17 protein-coding genes, 1 tRNA gene and 3 pseudogenes are annotated in these 16766 nt (G+C 62.4%); 10 read left to right on the plus strand and 11 right to left on the minus strand.

Annotated elements, in window-relative coordinates:
- Window positions 1-19 precede the first annotated feature (19 nt).
- Window positions 20-271, minus strand: coding sequence for a DUF6460 domain-containing protein (locus tag WD767_19395; GenBank protein MEX2618258.1), 252 nt, complete (start codon window positions 269-271; stop codon window positions 20-22).
- A gap of 18 nt (window positions 272-289) precedes the next feature.
- A complete protein-coding gene (locus tag WD767_19400; GenBank protein MEX2618259.1) occupies window positions 290-481 on the minus strand; it encodes a YqaE/Pmp3 family membrane protein in 192 nt (63 codons plus the stop codon).
- An 89-nt stretch (window positions 482-570) separates the two neighbouring features.
- Between WD767_19400 and WD767_19405 the strand changes: the two genes are divergently transcribed.
- On the plus strand, window positions 571-1386 hold the full coding sequence (locus WD767_19405; GenBank protein ID MEX2618260.1) for a mechanosensitive ion channel family protein: 816 nt from the start codon (window positions 571-573) through the stop codon (window positions 1384-1386).
- 341 nt (window positions 1387-1727) lie between these two features.
- On the opposite strand, the pseudogene WD767_19410 reads toward WD767_19405, so the two are convergent.
- Window positions 1728-2207, minus strand: a pseudogene (locus tag WD767_19410) (transposase).
- 226 nt (window positions 2208-2433) lie between these two features.
- Here WD767_19410 and WD767_19415 point away from each other — a divergent pair.
- The 3 genes from WD767_19415 to dgcA are packed head-to-tail and all read left to right on the plus strand — an operon-like array spanning window position 2434 to window position 5713.
- Window positions 2434-3687, plus strand: coding sequence for an adenylate/guanylate cyclase domain-containing protein (locus tag WD767_19415; protein ID MEX2618261.1), 1254 nt, complete (start codon window positions 2434-2436; stop codon window positions 3685-3687).
- Window positions 3688-3730: 43 nt separating this feature from the next.
- Window positions 3731-4729 carry an N-acetyltransferase DgcN gene (dgcN, locus tag WD767_19420; protein MEX2618262.1) on the plus strand — a complete coding sequence of 333 codons (999 nt, stop codon included), beginning with the start codon at window positions 3731-3733 and terminating at the stop codon, window positions 4727-4729.
- Window positions 4730-4732: 3 nt separating this feature from the next.
- The gene (dgcA, locus tag WD767_19425) at window positions 4733-5713 is read left to right on the plus strand and encodes an N-acetyl-D-Glu racemase DgcA (protein ID MEX2618263.1); all 981 of its coding nucleotides are present in this window, start codon (window positions 4733-4735) and stop codon (window positions 5711-5713) included.
- Between the two features lies 1 nt (window position 5714).
- Here dgcA and WD767_19430 read toward each other — a convergent pair whose 3' ends face one another.
- The 3 genes from WD767_19430 to WD767_19440 all read right to left on the minus strand — a co-directional run bounded on the left by WD767_19430 (window position 5715) and on the right by WD767_19440 (window position 8948).
- On the minus strand, window positions 5715-6905 hold the full coding sequence (locus WD767_19430; protein ID MEX2618264.1) for an aminotransferase class V-fold PLP-dependent enzyme: 1191 nt from the start codon (window positions 6903-6905) through the stop codon (window positions 5715-5717).
- Between the two features lie 9 nt (window positions 6906-6914).
- Window positions 6915-8009, minus strand: a complete 1095-nt coding sequence (locus tag WD767_19435) for a HAMP domain-containing sensor histidine kinase (GenBank protein MEX2618265.1) — start codon at window positions 8007-8009, stop codon at window positions 6915-6917.
- 147 nt (window positions 8010-8156) lie between these two features.
- The gene (locus WD767_19440; GenBank protein MEX2618266.1) at window positions 8157-8948 is read right to left on the minus strand and encodes a transglycosylase SLT domain-containing protein; all 792 of its coding nucleotides are present in this window, start codon (window positions 8946-8948) and stop codon (window positions 8157-8159) included.
- A gap of 176 nt (window positions 8949-9124) precedes the next feature.
- Here WD767_19440 and WD767_19445 point away from each other — a divergent pair, with 176 nt between their 5' ends.
- The 4 genes and pseudogenes from WD767_19445 to WD767_19460 all read left to right on the plus strand — a co-directional run bounded on the left by WD767_19445 (window position 9125) and on the right by WD767_19460 (window position 11121).
- Complete coding sequence (locus tag WD767_19445; protein ID MEX2618267.1) at window positions 9125-9514, plus strand: response regulator; 390 nt, start codon at window positions 9125-9127, stop codon at window positions 9512-9514.
- 59 nt (window positions 9515-9573) lie between these two features.
- Window positions 9574-9648, plus strand: a tRNA-Val gene (locus WD767_19450).
- A 374-nt stretch (window positions 9649-10022) separates the two neighbouring features.
- Window positions 10023-10658: a glutathione S-transferase family protein gene (locus WD767_19455; GenBank protein MEX2618268.1), complete on the plus strand. Its 636-nt coding sequence runs from the start codon at window positions 10023-10025 to the stop codon at window positions 10656-10658.
- Between the two features lie 214 nt (window positions 10659-10872).
- Window positions 10873-11121 (plus strand): annotated as a pseudogene (locus WD767_19460) (transposase).
- 4 nt (window positions 11122-11125) lie between these two features.
- On the opposite strand, the gene phnE (WD767_19465) reads toward WD767_19460, so the two are convergent.
- From phnE (WD767_19465) to WD767_19485, 5 genes and pseudogenes are all read right to left on the minus strand, one after another.
- Complete coding sequence (phnE, locus tag WD767_19465; protein ID MEX2618269.1) at window positions 11126-12001, minus strand: phosphonate ABC transporter, permease protein PhnE; 876 nt, start codon at window positions 11999-12001, stop codon at window positions 11126-11128.
- On the minus strand, window positions 11998-12870 hold the full coding sequence (phnE, locus tag WD767_19470) for a phosphonate ABC transporter, permease protein PhnE (GenBank protein MEX2618270.1): 873 nt from the start codon (window positions 12868-12870) through the stop codon (window positions 11998-12000). The genes phnE (WD767_19465) and phnE (WD767_19470) overlap by 4 nt, the downstream gene beginning before the upstream one ends.
- A gap of 100 nt (window positions 12871-12970) precedes the next feature.
- Entirely contained in the window at window positions 12971-13888 is a 918-nt protein-coding gene (phnD, locus tag WD767_19475) for a phosphonate ABC transporter substrate-binding protein (protein ID MEX2618271.1), read from the minus strand.
- Window positions 13889-13939: 51 nt separating this feature from the next.
- Window positions 13940-14770: a phosphonate ABC transporter ATP-binding protein gene (phnC, locus tag WD767_19480; GenBank protein ID MEX2618272.1), complete on the minus strand. Its 831-nt coding sequence runs from the start codon at window positions 14768-14770 to the stop codon at window positions 13940-13942.
- A 365-nt stretch (window positions 14771-15135) separates the two neighbouring features.
- Window positions 15136-15507 (minus strand): annotated as a pseudogene (locus WD767_19485) (DDE-type integrase/transposase/recombinase).
- A gap of 204 nt (window positions 15508-15711) precedes the next feature.
- Here WD767_19485 and phnG point away from each other — a divergent pair.
- Both phnG and phnH read left to right on the plus strand, forming a co-directional pair.
- Entirely contained in the window at window positions 15712-16170 is a 459-nt protein-coding gene (gene phnG, locus WD767_19490; protein ID MEX2618273.1) for a phosphonate C-P lyase system protein PhnG, read from the plus strand.
- Window positions 16171-16172: 2 nt separating this feature from the next.
- Window positions 16173-16766, plus strand: coding sequence for a phosphonate C-P lyase system protein PhnH (phnH, locus tag WD767_19495; protein MEX2618274.1), 594 nt, complete (start codon window positions 16173-16175; stop codon window positions 16764-16766).

Here is a 16766-nt window from a genome sequence, read left to right on the forward strand (position 1 = left end):
GTTTCGATCATGATCTGATCTAGCGGCTGCCGCGCATATACCGCCAGATATAGACGATCAGCCAGATCGGAATGACGACAACCGCGCCGAGCAGGACATAGGTGAAGGCCCAGCCGAACAGGTCCACGCCCATATCGAACAGCTTTATCGCGCCATCGCGCATGGAAACCAGGATATTCTGCGGGTCGATATTGAGCCCTGCCAGAATCAGCCCGACGACGAGGGACAGTACCAGCAGCCTGATGACGGTACCCCCGGTGATTCGCGGCATTGCCATATTCCGGTCCGGTTAGTGGGAAGCCTTCAGCGCGTCTATCTTCCTGTCCGTATTGTACTGGCTGAGCGAATAGACCGCCCAGATCGCCGCGGGAATCCAGCCGATCACGGTCAGCTGGAGGATGAGGCAGATGATCCCGGCAAGGGGCCGTCCGATGGTGAAAAACAGCAGCCATGGCAGCACCAGTGCAATAAGAATCCGCATGAAGTTTCCTCTGTTTCAGCGTCGTTATTATGGCAATCTGCCATAATGTGACAGCGAAGTGAAACACCGAAGCGCAGGGGGGGGGTCGAATGGAGGTGGATATCGAATCGCTGACCGGGCTGATCGAGAAGGGTATGGAATTCGCTATCGCCTACGGGTTCCGGATCCTCGGCGCTCTGGTCGTCCTCGCGGTCGGGCTCATTGTTTCGAACTGGCTCGCGGGGCGGGTCCTGCGGCTGTGCGAACGCAAGGCGATGGACATTACTTTTTCCCGTTTCATCGCCAATCTGGTCCGCATTGTCCTGATTGTCTTCACGATCATCATCACGCTGGGCAATTTCGGCATCACCATCGCCCCGTTCATCGCATTGGCGGGTGCGGGCGCCTTCGGCGCAACCCTGGCGCTGCAGGGATTGCTGTCCAATTACGCCGCCGGACTCGCGATCATCGTTACCCGCCCCTTCGTTGTCGGTAATACCATCGCCGTGAAGGGCGTCAGCGGCGTTGTCGAGGAAGTGAAAATGGCCGCGACCTATCTGCGGGGCGAGGACGGTGAACGCATCACCATTCCGAACAAGGAAATCGTCGGGGAAATCCTGGTCAATTCAGACGCCAATCGCATCGTCGAATCGGTCATTTATGTGGACATCGACGCGGACACAAGCCGGGCGACGGACATCATCCGCCGTGTCATCGCGGAGCATGTGACGATGATCAATGCGTCGGCGCCGCAGGTCGGTATTCACGATTTCGATTATGGCGCCATCGCGCTCGGCCTGCGCTACTGGGTGCCGAGCAAGACCTATTTCCAGAACCGCTACGCGGTAAACGGCGCCATAAAACAGGCGCTGGAGGCGGCCGGGATCAAGCTGCTGGTCCCGGCGTTTCCCGCCCGACCCCGCTAGATCAGATCACGGTTGGTCGGAATCACCTCTGGCGATCCAACCAACCATGTGAAGGTTCTTCCGTAACGGGCGTTCGTTTGTCAATCCCTCGCAACAACGATCTTCTCACCGGGCTCTCTCTTCTGTCCGCAGTCGACACAATGGTCGCTGCATGATGGGGTTGGAAGAACCGGGCCGCCCAATCTATTTTAAACGTGCCTGGCTGTGCTGGCCGCACTTAGCACCTTCCCGATCTGACCCGATCCCGCGTCCCGGTGAAGGGGCCCTGTTTTCCGGGGGCGAACGTCCCGGAAAATCCTTGTTTGCTCCTTTTTTATCTATCCTCCCGCACGGTCATGCCGGCGCGTCGTTTTGCCCACCTTCAGCCCGAAACCCCGAAGGATGCCCCGGATACTCATCTCAACATCGTGCCGCTTCACCTGCGGCAGCTTGCGCGCCGCCAGAAGCGCGCGCGTCTCCTGCGACTTGCAGTGCACCGGACGGAACCAGCCAAGACGCAACAACTGCGCGATACCCCGCGCATCCTTGCGGCCCGTCTTCACCGGCATCGTCTTGAAAGCCGTGCGAACAGGGCGCGTCTCCAGCAACACAACCGCGAAACCGGCGTCCCGGAGCCCCGCATAAAGCCATTGCGACAACGGACCCGCTTCCAGTCCAACGCGAACCACCGAACCCTCAAGGCCGGAAAGCCAGGCGATCAGCGGTTCCGGATCACTAAAAACCTTGCCTTCCTGCAAAACCGCACCCGATCCGTCAACAACACATATACTTGATGCTTCCAGCGAGACGTCTATTCCGACATAATTCTCCATGGTCATCCCTCCCTGGATGCTTGGGGCAGGCCCAATGCCTGACTCCGTTCAACATCATCATTGTGAGGGATGACCACTACGATACTCAAACCTGGCCAGAAGCCCGTTACACCATCTATATCTTCAACAAGATAGATCAGATTCACGTGTTTGTTGGATCGCCAGAGGTGATTCCAAAAAACCATGATCTGATCTACCCGCCGAATAGGACGGGTTTCCGGGAAGGTGGAATGCCGTGCCGTCAGACGAAATCCTCATAGCGCCGGAATGGGAGGCCGACGGTGCGCGGGTCCAGGCGCTGAGCGACTGGCTGGTGCAACAGGGGCTGCGCGGTTCGCCGCTGGAGGATGTTCTTGAGGGGTTCTGCAAAGGTCTGTGCGGCCTCGGCATCCCGCTGTGGCGCTGCTTTATATCCATGCGCACGCTGCATCCCAGCTTCACTTCCATATCGTTCCGCTGGCGCATCGACGAGGGCGTGGTGCGCGAAGCCATCGCCTACTCGCTGCTGGAGACCGATGACTGGATTCAAAGCCCGTTCCACCACATGCTGGAAACCGACAGCTACACGTTGCGGCGGTCCCTGGCAGGTCCCGATGCCGTGATCGATTTTCCGGTTCTTGGAACTTTTCGCGATCAGGGCGCGACGGATTATGTCGCCCGGATCCTGCCGTTCGGCGATGAAGGCGTCATTGACGGTCGGACCGGGCTGGCTATTTCCTGGGCGACAACCCGGGCGGGCGGCTTCTTCGATGTGGAAATCGCGGTCATGGATCGCCTTCTGGCGCGTCTCGCGCTGACCGTGAAGACGATCCTTGGCACCGAAATCACCCGCAACGTTGCCGACACCTATATCGGACGGGATGCCGGAACGCGCATCCTGCGCGGGGAAATCCGGCGCGGCGTCGTCGATGTCATCCATGCGGTGGTCTTCTTCGCCGACCTGCGCGGCTTCACGGCGCTGACCGACACCCTGCCGCGCGACGAACTGGTGCCCATGCTCGACGATTATCTGGATTGCATGGCCAGCCCCATCGTCTCCCATGGTGGGGAAGTCCTGAAATATCTGGGTGACGGGTTGCTGGCGACCTTCGATCTGTCCGCGACGGGGCGGGATTCGATCTGCCGGGTATCGCTGGATGCGGCTGTCGAGGCGCTGCAATGGACCGAGACTCTGAATACGGCCCGGCGTGCGGAAGGCAAGCCAACGACGCAACTCGATATCGCGCTGCATCTCGGCGATGTACTTTACGGTAATGTGGGGGCCAAGGATCGCCTCGACTTCACCGTTATCGGCCCCGCGGTAAACGAGGCAAGCCGAATCGAGAGTCTGTGCGACTCCCTTGACCGGCACCTTCTGGTCTCCGAAAGTTTCGCGCGCGCGGCGACGCAGTGCACCAGGCGTCTTGTTTCGGTGGGATGGCATCGGTTGCGGGGAATTGACCGGGCGCAGGAAATTTTCTCGCTCAACCTGCCAGAAGCGGTAGCATAGGCACCGGGACACCCTTGTAAGCAACAGGCTGGAGTATCGTATCGTGAGTATTGCCAATCCCTATCTCATGTTCCTCGGCGATGCGCCGGATCAGCTCGCGGCGAAAACGGCCGACGGCGTTGCCAAATGGCGCCCCGAATGGTGCCTGGGGCAGTTGCGGCTGGAAGGCTGCAAGGCGGATATCGGGCTGACCGACATGACGCTGGAAGAGGCAGCGGCGGCCGGCGCCAGGACCCTGATCGTCGGGGTGGCCAATCAGGGCGGCTTCCTGCCGGAAAGCTGGGTTGCGACGCTGGAACGCGCGCTCGACCTCGGCATGGATATCGCCAGCGGGCTGCATATGCGCCTGACCGATTTGCCGGGGCTCGGCGCGAAGGCCTCGGCGCTGGGCCGCACCCTGTATGATGCACGCCATCCGACCCGCGAATTCAGCGTCGGCAAGGGAAAGAAGCGATCCGGCAAACGGCTGCTTACCGTCGGCACGGATGTATCGGTCGGCAAGATGTTCACCTCGCTTGCCATCGAAAAGGAAATGCGGGCGCGCGGCATGAAGGCGGATTTCCGTGCGACCGGGCAGACCGGCATCTTCATCGCCGGGACGGGTGTATCGGTCGACGCGGTCGTCGCCGATTTCATTTCCGGCGCCGCGGAGTGGCTGTCGCCGGATAACGATGCGGATCACTGGGATATCGTCGAAGGGCAGGGCTCGCTGTTCCATGTCTCCTATGCCGGGGTGACGCTGGGCCTGCTGCATGGGTCGCAGCCGGATGTCGTCGTGCTGTGCCACGAACCGACACGCCCGCATATGCGCGGCACGCCGCAGATTCCGATGCCGGACCTGCAGGCGGTCATCGACGCCAATATTACCGCCGGCCGGCTGACCAATCCGGATATCCGCTGCATCGGCGTCTCGATGAATACCTTCGGATTGCCGGTCGATGCGGCGGACGCGCTGCTGCGGGAAACCGAGGCCAGGCTCGGCCTCCCCTGTGTCGATGCTTTCCGGCAGGGCGCCGGACGGCTGGTCGATGCGCTGGACTGAACGATGCGCCGCCTGACAATTCGCCATGAATCCTGGCCGCTGGCCAGGGCGCTGACCATTTCGCGCGGCAGCCGGGCCAGTGCGGAAGTCGTCGTGGTGGAAATCGTCGACGGCGATGTCACCGGACGGGGCGAATGCATGCCCTACGCGCATTACGGCGAAACGGTCGAGGGGGTTATTGCCGAAATCGAGGCGCTGCGGGAATACCTGGAAGGCGACCTGAATATCATGACGCTGCAGGTCGCGATGGCGCCGGGTGCGGCCCGCAATGCGGTTGACTGCGCGCTGTGGGACCTGACCGCGAAACAGGCGGGAAAGCCGGCCTGGGCGCTGGCCCGGCTGGACGCGCCGCAGCCGCTGGTCACCGCCTATACGCTGGGGGTCGATACGCCCGACGCCATGGCCGCGGCGGCGCGGGAAATCGCCTGGCGACCGCTGATCAAGCTGAAGGTGACCGGCGAAGGCGATATCGACAGGATCGCGGCGGTGCGCGCGGCGGCGCCGCAATCACGGCTGATCGTCGACGCCAATGAGGGCTGGACCTCCGATATGGTCGAACCGTTCAGTACCGAACTGGCGAAACTGGACGTTGTGCTGATCGAACAGCCGCTGCCGGCGCATGCGGATGGCGCGCTGGCGGACATGCCGCATCCGGTGCCGATCTGCGCCGATGAGTCCTGCCATTCGCGCGACGGGCTGGAAGAACTGGCCGGCCTGTATGACATGGTCAATATCAAGCTGGACAAGACCGGCGGGCTGACCGAGGCGCTGGCGCTGCGGGCGGCGGCGCGCGAACTGGGGCTTGGCGTGATGGTCGGCTGCATGGTCGCGACATCGCTGGCCATGGCGCCGGCCGTTCTGGTCGGGCAGGGGGCGGAAGTCATCGATCTCGACGGCCCGCTGTTGCTGGCTAAGGACAGGCCGGGCGGTCTGGTTTATGACGGCAGCACTGTGATGCCGCCCGATCCGGCGTTATGGGGTTAGGTCAGATTCGTGGGCCGCGCCCCAGCGACTCGATGGCGGCGCAGAAGCGGTCCACTTCCGCATCCGTATTATAGTAATGCACCGAGGCGCGGACGACCGTTTCCAGGCCCCGTTCGGTCATGTCCAGCAGGGTCGAGCCGCGGCTGGAGACCGTGACGTTGATGCGTTGCGCCGCCAAGGCCTGTTTGACGGCCTCGGCTTCGTGTGTCTCCATCGTGAAACTGACGATGCCGCATTTCTCCCGGCCCTTGTCGCGTAGAACGGCGTCGGGGATCGCCGAAAGGCCCGCCCGCAGGCGCGTTGCCCGCGCGTATATTGCGTCGCGGATCGCCGGCAGACCCAGCGCCAGCGCATAGTCGATCGCCGCGCCGAGGCCGAGCCGTCCGGCGACATATGACTCCCAGTTCTCGAAGCGGCGCGCATCCGGCCGGATCGCGTAACTGTCCGGGCCCGTCCATTCCGCGGCATGCAGGTCGAGAAAGGGTGGTTCCAGCCTGTCGATCCAGTTGCGCCGGACCCATAGAAACCCGGTCCCGCGAGGGCCGCGCAGATATTTGCGGCCGGTCGCTGACAGCATATCGCAGCCGATTTCATCCACATTGACGGGAATCTGCCCGATCGACTGGCAGGCATCCAGCAGAAAGGGAATGCCATGCGCCCGGGCGACCCTGCCGACATCCGCCGCCGGGTTCACCAGCCCTCCGTTGGTCGGGATATGGGTAATCGCGATCAGTTTTGTCCGCGCGTCGACAAGGCTTTCCAGCGCGTCTATCGATATCTGCCCGTCCGCATCGTCCGGGACGGGGACGATTTCGGCGCCGTGCCGCCTGGCAACCTGCAGATAGGCGATATAATTGGATACATATTCGGACTGCGCTGTCAGGATTCGGTCTCCCGGTTTCCAGTCGAATCCGTAGAACGCCATATCCCAGGCCCGGGTCGCATTTTCGATGAAGGCGATTTCATCCGCCGCGCCGCCAACCAGCCGTGCCGCCGACACGTAGGCCCGGGACAGGGCGTCCCGCGCTTCCGACGCCGCCTCGTAAGCGCCGGTGGCGGCTTCGCGCCGCAAATGGCCGATCACCGTCTCCAGCACCGGAGCCGGTGAAAGTGCGGCGCCGGCATTGTTGAAATGCAGGACGGATTCGCATCCCGGCGTATCCGTGCGGGCGCGGTGGATATCGACTGGCATGGCGTATCGTTATCCGGCAGCGGGTTTGGATTCAAGGACGGATGCCGGAAACCGGATGGTGATCTTCGTACCCATTCCGGGCGTGCTGTCGATCAGGACTTCGGCATTGTGCATTTCCGCCAGCGACTTCACCAGCGGCAGCCCGAGGCCCGCGCCATTCGCCTGGGAGGGTCTGCCGGTTTCGATCTGCACGAACGGTGTGAATATCCGTTGCAGGTCCGGCTCCGCGATGCCGATACCGGTATCGGTGACGGAAAGATCGAGGCCGCCGGATTGATTGCAGGTCGCGCGGACGGTGATGCAGCCGCCGGGATCGGTAAATTTCACCGCGTTCGACAGCAGGTTCAGGATGATCTGCTTGATGCTGCGTTCCTCGCCGTTCAGCAGCGGCAGGTCGTCATCCGGTTCGAGCCGGAGCGCCAGACCGGCGCTTTCGGCGCGGCGCTCGATCATGCGGGTCGCGGAGACAATGGTATTGGCGATGTCCATGACTTCCGGCTGCAGGTCGCGGCGGCCGACTTCGAGTTTGGACAGGTCCAGTATATCTTCGATGATCGCCAGCAGGTGCCTTCCGCTGTCGTGGATGTCGGTGACGAAGTCCTGATAGCGCGGACTGCCCAGCGGGCCGAACAACTCGTCACGCAATACCTCCGCAAAGCCGATGACCGCGTTCAGCGGGGTCCGCAGTTCGTGGGTCATATTAGCCAGAAATTGCGATTTTGCCCGGTCGGCCAGCAGGGCCATGTCGCGGGCGTTGACCAGCGTGCCCTCGGACTGTTTCAGGTCGGTAATGTCGGTCAACTGAACGATTGTGCATCCGTTCACGTCGCGCTGGACGCCAACCCGAAGCCACCGCGACCTGATCTTGTGATCCGATCTGCCCTCCCCGCCACTGTCGAGATTTGGAAACGTCTTCGCCAGTCCGGTCAGGGTGGCTGGCAATCCGTTCGTCGCCGGCAGGTCGAGCAGGCGTCGGGCCGCGTCATTGCCGTATTCCAGGACGCCGTCCGGACTGAAAATCAGGACACCTGTGGTCAGTATCCCGAGCGCCGCTTCGGCCTGCCGGGCGGGGCTCTCGACGGCCTGTTCCTTGTTGTCGGGCATCGGGGAATCGTCCAGAATATGCCTGCTTCGGAAACTGGCTTCCGATCCGGGTATGAACAAAATACCGTGCGAGATTAGACAGTTTGCCCGGAAATGTATACGCGAAGCGCCGAAACGTCTGTCGGTGTCCCTTCCGTAGCGACGGCGCTACCGGGGACTGAAAGCCCGGGCGCGGGCATCCCTTGCAACCTGCTGCCAGGCGCGATAGCTGCGCGGCGGCCACACGATGTTTTGCGGCAGCGCCGATGGCGGGGACGGTACGGCATTGTTCGCGCTTTCGGCGTTATTCCGGGAGGCGATCCGCTGCGCCTGCCGCGCTTCGGCGAGCTGCCGGTTTTTCGCCAGTTGTATCCGGCGGTCCCGCGCGCGGATGTCCCGCCAGGCGCTGTATACTTTCTTGCCGTAATACGCCTGTCGTTCCGCATCGGACGAATGATAGAAGCGTACGGCCCGCGACCAGGACCGCCGGCTCAAACGAAGTTCGTTCAGGAACGTCGCGGCATAGGCCACATTGCTGGCGGGTTCGAATGCCTCATGCAGCGAATCGAACGCGTCCGGATGGTACCCCATGTTGATCTGCATGCAGCCGATATCGATATTGGTCACGCCGGCGCGGCGCAGCGCCTCGACCGCCTGAATGGCGCTCTGCCGGTCCGGATAGAATTTTCCTTCCCCCTGCGCCATTACCGTCCAGGGCCAGGCAAAGTTTTCCTGTGTTTCCGGGTCCCACCGTCCTGATTCGGTGGTGGCGATGGCGTAAAGCAGGCGCGAGGGGATATTGTGGTGCCGTTCTTCGTCCCGTGTCGCCTGGTCGCAAAGCGCACTGTCGTCGCCGGCTGCGGGGGCGGCGCCCGGCAGAATCAGGAGAATTGCCACCATGGCGGCGCCGGCCATCTGCCGGAAACGGATATTTGCGGGGTATTGATTTGACTGTTTCATGGCCTCCGTTACCTAGCAAATGCCGTGCCATGGAACATCCGGCCCGCCCAGGTGTCCGGAAGGATAAATTTCGCCGTTAACGCCTTTTATTTACGAATTGGCAATTGATCCTTCTGTATCAGAATACTTTCGGACCGTTGCGCAGCAGCGCCTGCGGGGCAGAAAGAGCGAACGGGATGACAGCAGACCCAGACAAGCCGGCGGCCCGTATTCTGATAGCGGAAGACGACGACGCCATGCGCATGTTCCTGATGAGCGCGTTGAGCCGGGCCGGGCACGACGTCAGCGCCCTGCCCAGTGGCGAATCCGCGGTGACCTGCGCGGAACTGGGCAGCTACGACCTGCTGCTGACCGATATCGATATGCCGGGCATGAATGGCGTCGAACTGGCGCGCCTGATGATGGCGGATTCGCCGAAACTGCAGGTGATGTTCGTCACCGGATACGCCGATACGGCGTTACAGGCGACCGATGTCATTTCACGGGGCGCCCGGGTGCTGTCCAAACCGTTTGCCCTTTCGGAACTCGTCAGCCGTGTCCGGAAGATGATCGCGGCGACGGCATGAAAATCGGGCACGGGAACACTTGCAATCGCGGTCTAAATCGATATAACCGCATCAGGATCGGGCGCGTAGCTCAGCGGGAGAGCACTACGGTGACATCGTAGGGGTCGAAGGTTCAATCCCTTCCGCGCCCACCATTCAACCCCTTGGTTTTCCGAGGGGGTTTTCTTTTTCCATCATTGATACTATGGGCTGTTCTATTCAGGGCCCCGATGGGGCACTAATAGTGCAGAATTTTCTGCCCTATTCTGGCCAGAGCGGGGATTTGCGTCACGGATAACGTTCCGTTCTGCCGCGAGTCGTGAGCGAGGTTTAGTGTCCACTTCGGATGTTCAAGAAGAACTTACACCAAGGGTCGTTCCAAGAGGCCGATATAACGGCGGACAATGGGCATCGCGCGGGATACGACGATGAATGAACGGACCCGCTTGCCGCAACGGTCCCAGCGCTGCAATGATGGCCCCGGGCGGTCCGCGCGCCAGACCGAGAGTCCATTGGAGCATCAAGAAACATGAAGGTTGCGACGAACAGAACGCTGAAAATGTGGGGCCATCGCGGGTCGAGTTGCTGCCAGAAGGTGCTGTGGAGTGCCGCCGAGCTGGGGCTGAATGTTGCGCTTACCGATACCGGCGGCGGCTATGGCGGTCTGGGAACGCCGGAATACATCGCACGTAACCCGAACCGGGTGGTACCGACCATCGACGATGACGGCTTTGTGCTGTGGGAATCCTCGGCCATCTTGCTTTATCTCGCAACTGCCTACGGTCGCGGTACGCTGGAACCGGACGATGCCCGCAGCCGCGGCGAGGCCTATCGCTGGACGGTATGGCAGGACAGCACGCTGCGACCGAAGCTGTTGCCGCTGAACCATTCCTGGATCGTGGTAGAGAACCCTATGCACCGGCATCTCGACGAACTGGAGGAGAAGCGCAAGGCAATGCTGCCGACATGGATGATCCTGGAGAAGCATCTCGCCGGACGCGACTTTGTGGCCGGTGACCGGTTTTCCTTCGGCGACATTGCGACCGGCGTCATGGCGTTCTGGTGGTACCGCATGCCAATCGACCCTTTTGATCTTCCGAATATCGAAGCCTGGTATGCTCGCCTGAACGAGCGCCCCGCCTTCCGCGCGCAAGTGTTGCGGTAGCGGTGATCCCATGCAGGTGCGCCCGGTAGAATCAGCCATTGCGCCCCAAGCGTGAACGGGCCTGCCGGCCTCAGCCAATCAGGCCGACGGGTCTTGCACCGACGACAACTGGAGCAGTTGCATGATTGCCGCGAAATTATTCGATAAGCAGCCAGGTGTCTGTGCCAAATACCGGTGCGAGACGGCTCGCATTCGGGGATAGGCCAAACTGCCTTTAGCCAACGCGGCGCTGTCTTCGCTGGATGAGGACTTTGCGGCGCTCTACCCACGCCGGTTTGGCCGGCCCTCGGTCCCGCCGGAGCGGTTGCTGCGGGCGATGCTGTTGCAGGCGTTCTACGGCATCCGTTCGGAGCGCCAGTTGATGGAGCGTATCGAGTTCGACCTTCTGTTCCGCTGGTTTGTCGGATTGGGTGTCGATGAGGCCGTCTGGGACCATTCGAGTTTCAGCACGAACCGGGACCGGCATGCTATTTTCCGAAGCCCGCCGTGTCGGAGCGGACGCCGATCAGGCGCTGGCGCAGCATTTTCGAGAGATGGTCGATTCCGGCGACTGTCACGAGAATGAGGATGAGGATGAAACTGGTCTCCTCCCACTGGTGCGCGCGGATGCGGTCGGAAAGCTGGAACCCGATTCCGCCCGCGCCGACGATGCCGAGGATGGTCGCGGAGCGGACGTTCGATTCGAACATGTACAGCGCGCTCGACAGGAACATCGGCAGGACCTGCGGCAGAACCGCGAAGCGCAGCGTCTGAATCTGTCCCGCGCCGGCGGAGCGCACCCCGTCGAGAGGCTTCCTGTCGACGTTCTCGATGGATTCGGAGAACAGCTTGGAGAGCGTGCCGGTATCGGAAATGAAGATGGCCATGATACCCGCGAGCGGTCCGAGCCCGACCGCGCGTACGAAGATCAGCGCCCAGATGAGCTGGTCGACGCCGCGCAGGCTGTCCATGAAGCGGCGGACGCCGAACCGCGGCACGCGGAATGGAAACGTGTTCCGGGCGGCGAGAATGGACAGTGGCACCGCGACGATCGCCGCCAGCAGCGTTCCGATGAACGCCATGGCGAGCGTTTCAAGAAGCGCCCAGAAGATGTCACCGGGGGCATCGCCGATGCTGGGCGGGAACATCTGGACCACGACAGTACCGAGCCCGCTGGCCCCCTCTGCAAAGCGGGCGGGAGAAAAATCGAAGAGAATCAGGCAATAGAGGGTTAGCGCCCCAAGGCCCAGCCAGATCGCGAAGCTGGTCGCGCGCTGCGAGGGAGACTGTGCGAAGGCGTCGGGAAGGCGTGACTGCTGGCGCGCGATATACCGTTCGTCGACGGTGTCCAGTCGCGGAATCATATGAGGCTCTCCCTTCCGATAAGCCGGTGTCGCATCCTGCCGCAGCCGATGTCGATCAGCGTGACGACTGCGACGATCATGATCACGATCGCACTGATATCCTCGTAGTAGAGCGAGCGGACGGCGATGATCAGTTCGCTCCCGATCCCGCCGGCGCCGACGAATCCGAGTACAGCGGCCGTCCGCACATTGATCTCGAAGCGCCACAGCACGTAGGAGGCGTAGTTCGGCAGAACCTGGGGAAGGACGGCGAAGCGCATCGTCTGCACCCATCCAGCGCCGAGCGAGCGCAGCCCCTCGACCGGGCGCAGGTCGATGTTTTCATTGGCCTCGCTGAACAACTTAACGTGCGCGCCGAGCGAATGGATCGCCATCGCGAGGATGCCGGGCAGCGGCCCGAGACCAAAGGCGAAGACGAAGATGAGGGCGAACACCAGGTCGGGGATGGTGCGGCAGAACTCGCCGATGCGCCGTGCGAGAACGTAGCTCCAGCGGTTGGGCGCCAGATTGCGCGAGGCATGGAAGCAGAGAAACAATGCGCCGACCGATCCCATCGTGGTCGCAATATAGGCCATCATTACGGTTTCGAGGAGCAGGGTCAGCCACTTCCCGATACCGTAAAACCAGACTGCGATATCCTCGCCCAGGCTTTCCCAGCGCAGTAGCGGCAGGGTGCGACCTACATATTCCGCGAGCTTGGGAGCGCCCTGGATGAGGGAGATCGGGTCGAACTGCCCGACATAGGCGGCGCCCGCGGCGACGACGGCGAATAGGATCCCGCCGACCGCGGTCTGGATGCGGCGCTGCCGGCGGAACTCCAGGTACTGGCGTTCGAACAGCGGCAGTGCGTCGCCGGATACTGAAATCATCCCTGTTGGGTCCTCTCCGTTCATTCGGTCTTGCAATAAGGTCGCCCTCCCACCTGCGGCGGGAGGGCGTGTCACGCGGTTTCGGAGAAATGCGTTCGACCTAGTTGAGGCGGCGATTCGCCCGGTTGGCTTCGGCGATGGAGACGAAGGTTTTGTACATGTCGTGACCCACAGCCTCGAAACCGCTGGTCTTGCCCTGCGCGGCTGCCTCGGCCATTTCCATGTTCTCCTTCGTGAGCCCGACGAACATGTCCAGCAGGTCCTTCTTCATGTCCGCCGGAATGTTCTTCGGCACCGCCCAGAGAGGATTGGCGATCAGCGGCGATTCCCAGACGATCCGGACGTCCTCGAGCTTCAGCATCCCGCGGTCCATCATGATGCGGAACTGGCCGGACTGGTGACCGGGAGAGGTCCACGTGAAGGCGGAATCGAAGTTGCCTTTCAGGACGCCGATCACGCTTTGCTCGTGACCGCCGGAAAACAGCGTCCGTCCGAAATATTTCTGCGGGTCGATGCCGGCGTCGCGCAACGACGCGTTCGGAACGAGGAAGCCCGACGTTGAGTTCGGATCCGCCCAGGCCAGCGTCTTGCCCTTCAGATCCTCGATCGACTTGTAGGGACTGTCGGACTTCACGATGAGTACGGAATGGTATCCCTTGCCGCCGTTCGGCTCTACGTTCATCGCCAGCGGTTCGATCCCGCCGTCGCTGTCGATATAGCCGGCGGCGTAGGCAGCGCCGCCCATGCGGGCGAGATGGATGTGCCCGGCGGATAGCGCCTGCACGATCCCGGCATAGTCGGAGGCGGTGAACACCTCGACCTTCACATCGAACTTCTTCTCGAGATAGTCGGCGAACGGCTTGTAGCGCGTTACCGTGGCGCCCTGGCTCTCGACGGTGACCGAGCCGAGCTTGATGGTCTTGTATTCCTTGCGCCAGTCGGCGGCGGCTCCGGTGGCGGTGGCCGCGGCAAGCAGGGCTGCGGCGGCGAGCGGTGCGAGTGTGCGTTTCAGCAACATGGCGTCTGGTTCTCCTGGTGGATTGAAGGCAGGGGTGACTGGTTTGCGGGGTCAGGCGGTGACGTAGGCGGGCGGCAGCGCCGGTTCGGGCCAGCCCGAAACCGAGGTCACGCCCTCGTCGAAGCCGGCCTCGCTGTCGGAAACCTGGTAAATCTCGCGCACCGCCGCGGCGGTCAGGGCGTCCGGCGCCCCGTCGAACACGACGCGCCCGTGCGCCATGCCGACAACGCGGTCGCAATACTGCCGGGCGGTATCGAGGGTGTGCAGGTTGCAGAGGACGGTGATCCCGTCCTCGACATTGATCGACTTGAGCGCGTCCATGACGTGCGCCGCGTTGCGCGGGTCGAGCGACGCGATGGGCTCGTCGGCGAGCATAATCGACGGCTGCTGCATCAGCGCCCGGGCGATGGCCACGCGCTGTTGCTGGCCGCCGGATAGGGTTTCCGCCCGCTGCATCGCATGCGGCAGCAGGTCGAGCCGGTCGAGCGCCTCGACCGCCAGTGCCCGCTCTGCACGGGAGAAGCGCTTGAACAGCGACGGTACGGTACGGTGCATGTTGATGCGCCCGAGAAGCACGTTCGTGAGGACGTCAAGCCGGGGCACAAGATTGAACTGCTGGAAGATCATCGCGCAGCTTGCCCGCCACGCGAGCAGTTCGCGCCCGCGCATCGTGTCGACACGGCGACCGCCGAAGCAGATCTCGCCGCCGGTCGGATCGGTCATCCGGTTGATCAGCCGCAGCAGCGTCGACTTGCCGGCGCCCGAACGGCCGATCACGCCGATCATCTGCCCCTTGGGGACGGTCAGCGACACGGCATCCACCGCGTTCGTCCTGCCGTAGGTTTTTGTCAGTCCGTCAAGTCGAAGCGCTTCGTTCGTCATCCGGAGACCTCTCTGCAATCTGCCTGTTTCCCGGCAAGGCGACATTGCCGCCCAGCAGGATTTATTACTGAGAGTAAATGGCGGCTCCGTGTGACGGCACACTTACGGATGCGTGAACATTTTGTGAATACGTATCCGTTACGCAGCAGGCGCTCGACGTTTCTCGGGCATTTGAAGGACCGAACGGTCGAACGGGAAACCCGGAAGGCGCAACTGGAACAGGCCGCGATCGCTCAACCCGACCCCGCCCCTGCGTATCCATCCCAACCTGCATCGGATCTATGCGGCGAAGGTCGCGAAGCTGGAAAAAAGGGTGCTGTCAGACCAATGCGAACCAGTCTCCAAATTTGCGAGCGATGCCGGCATTATGCCGCGAGTTGCCGCCATTCGGCCAGTACAGCGAAACGGCCCTGCTTATAGGTTTCGCGGGCAGTCAGGTGGCGCTCAAGGTTGAAGTGGTTGTGGATCGAGGCGTGGACGGCGGCTAATTTCTGCAGGGTCCTGATATCCCGGAACCGGGCCATGGCACCCTCCCGTCGTTGGAAAGGCTGGTGTGAATTCTCGGCCCGATTATTGAGCCATCTGCCACATTCCTGGCGGCCTGAAACGCCGATGACTTTCATCGCCGCCCGGTACGATCGAAACCGGTCGGTTACAATTGCCTCGGGGCAACCGTATCGTTTCATCACCCGCTTCAGAAACTTGAGCGCAGCCAACCTTCGGTTTCTACGCCGTGTTGCGGCGTCCTTGGGGATAATTTGTTTCACCATGGTGACGGTGAAATTGCAACGCTACCAATGATCAACGCCGCGACCGTCATAAAAGTTTCATCCAACCGTCAAATACATGACACCCCGCCCCCCCATGGTGCCCATCCTGCTGATCGGGAGCGTCCCCGCGGTTCCGATACGCATCATATCTGACAGCGAGACCGCGCCCGCATGGAGACCCGGAATATTCGCCAGGAATGGCTTGCCGTATTGAGCACGGCCGACCGCGACGACCTGGAGCGGTTCTGGCGGAACCTGGATGCCGGGCATGCCTTCCGCAACCTGCGCAATCCCGAATCCGGCCTGACCATGATCCGGGGCCGCGCCGATGGGTCCGGTCGACCCTTCAACATGGGCGAGGCGACGATCAGCCGCTGCGTGGTCGCCACGGTGGATTCGGCCAGCCGTTCGGAGATCATGGGCGTCGGCTATGTGCTGGGCCGGGACCGCCGCCACGCGGAACTGACCGCCCGCTTCGACGCCCTGTTCCAGGATTCGGCGCAGGGATCGGCTGCCCGTGACAGCGTCCTGCCGGCCCTGAAAGACAAACGCCGCAAGGCCGCAGAGGCCGCGTCCCGCAAGACCGACGCCACCCGCGTTGAATTCTTCACCATGGTGCGCGGAGAATAAAATTGTCCACGGCGCTGCATACACCCCTGCCCGGCCTCGCCGATCCCGTTTTCGACTCCCAGTCGATTTTCCGCACCGTGCTGCAGGCGCTGTCGCGGCCCGGGCGAATCTACCGGATGCCGGTCGATCTTCCTGCGCCGGAAGGACTCGCCGGCGCCGGCATCTGCCTGTGCCTGCTGGACCGGGACACGTCCCTGTGGCTCGATGCGCCATTGCGCACGCCGGCGATTGAATCTTTCCTGCGCTTCCATACCGGCTGCACGATTACCGGGGATCCGGAAACGGCCGGTTTCGCCATCATGGCTTCCCTGCCGGACAGGGCGGAAATCGCCAGGTTCAATGCCGGCACGCCGGAATATCCGGACCGTTCCACAACGATTATCGTCCAGACCGAAGGCCTGCGTGACGACCGGGGCGCCCGGCTGAGCGGCCCCGGAATCGAACGCGAGCACCGGCTGGATGTCGCTGGCGCCGCCCCGGCGTTCTGGGCCGCCGTGCGCGCCAGCAATGCGCAATTTCCCCTGGGTGTCGATTTCCTGTTTGTCGCCGGTGACCGCCTTGCCGGGCTGCCGCGATCCATCCTGGTGGAGGGCTGA

It is taken from the genome of Alphaproteobacteria bacterium (genome assembly GCA_040905865.1).
GTDB lineage: Bacteria > Pseudomonadota > Alphaproteobacteria > UBA8366.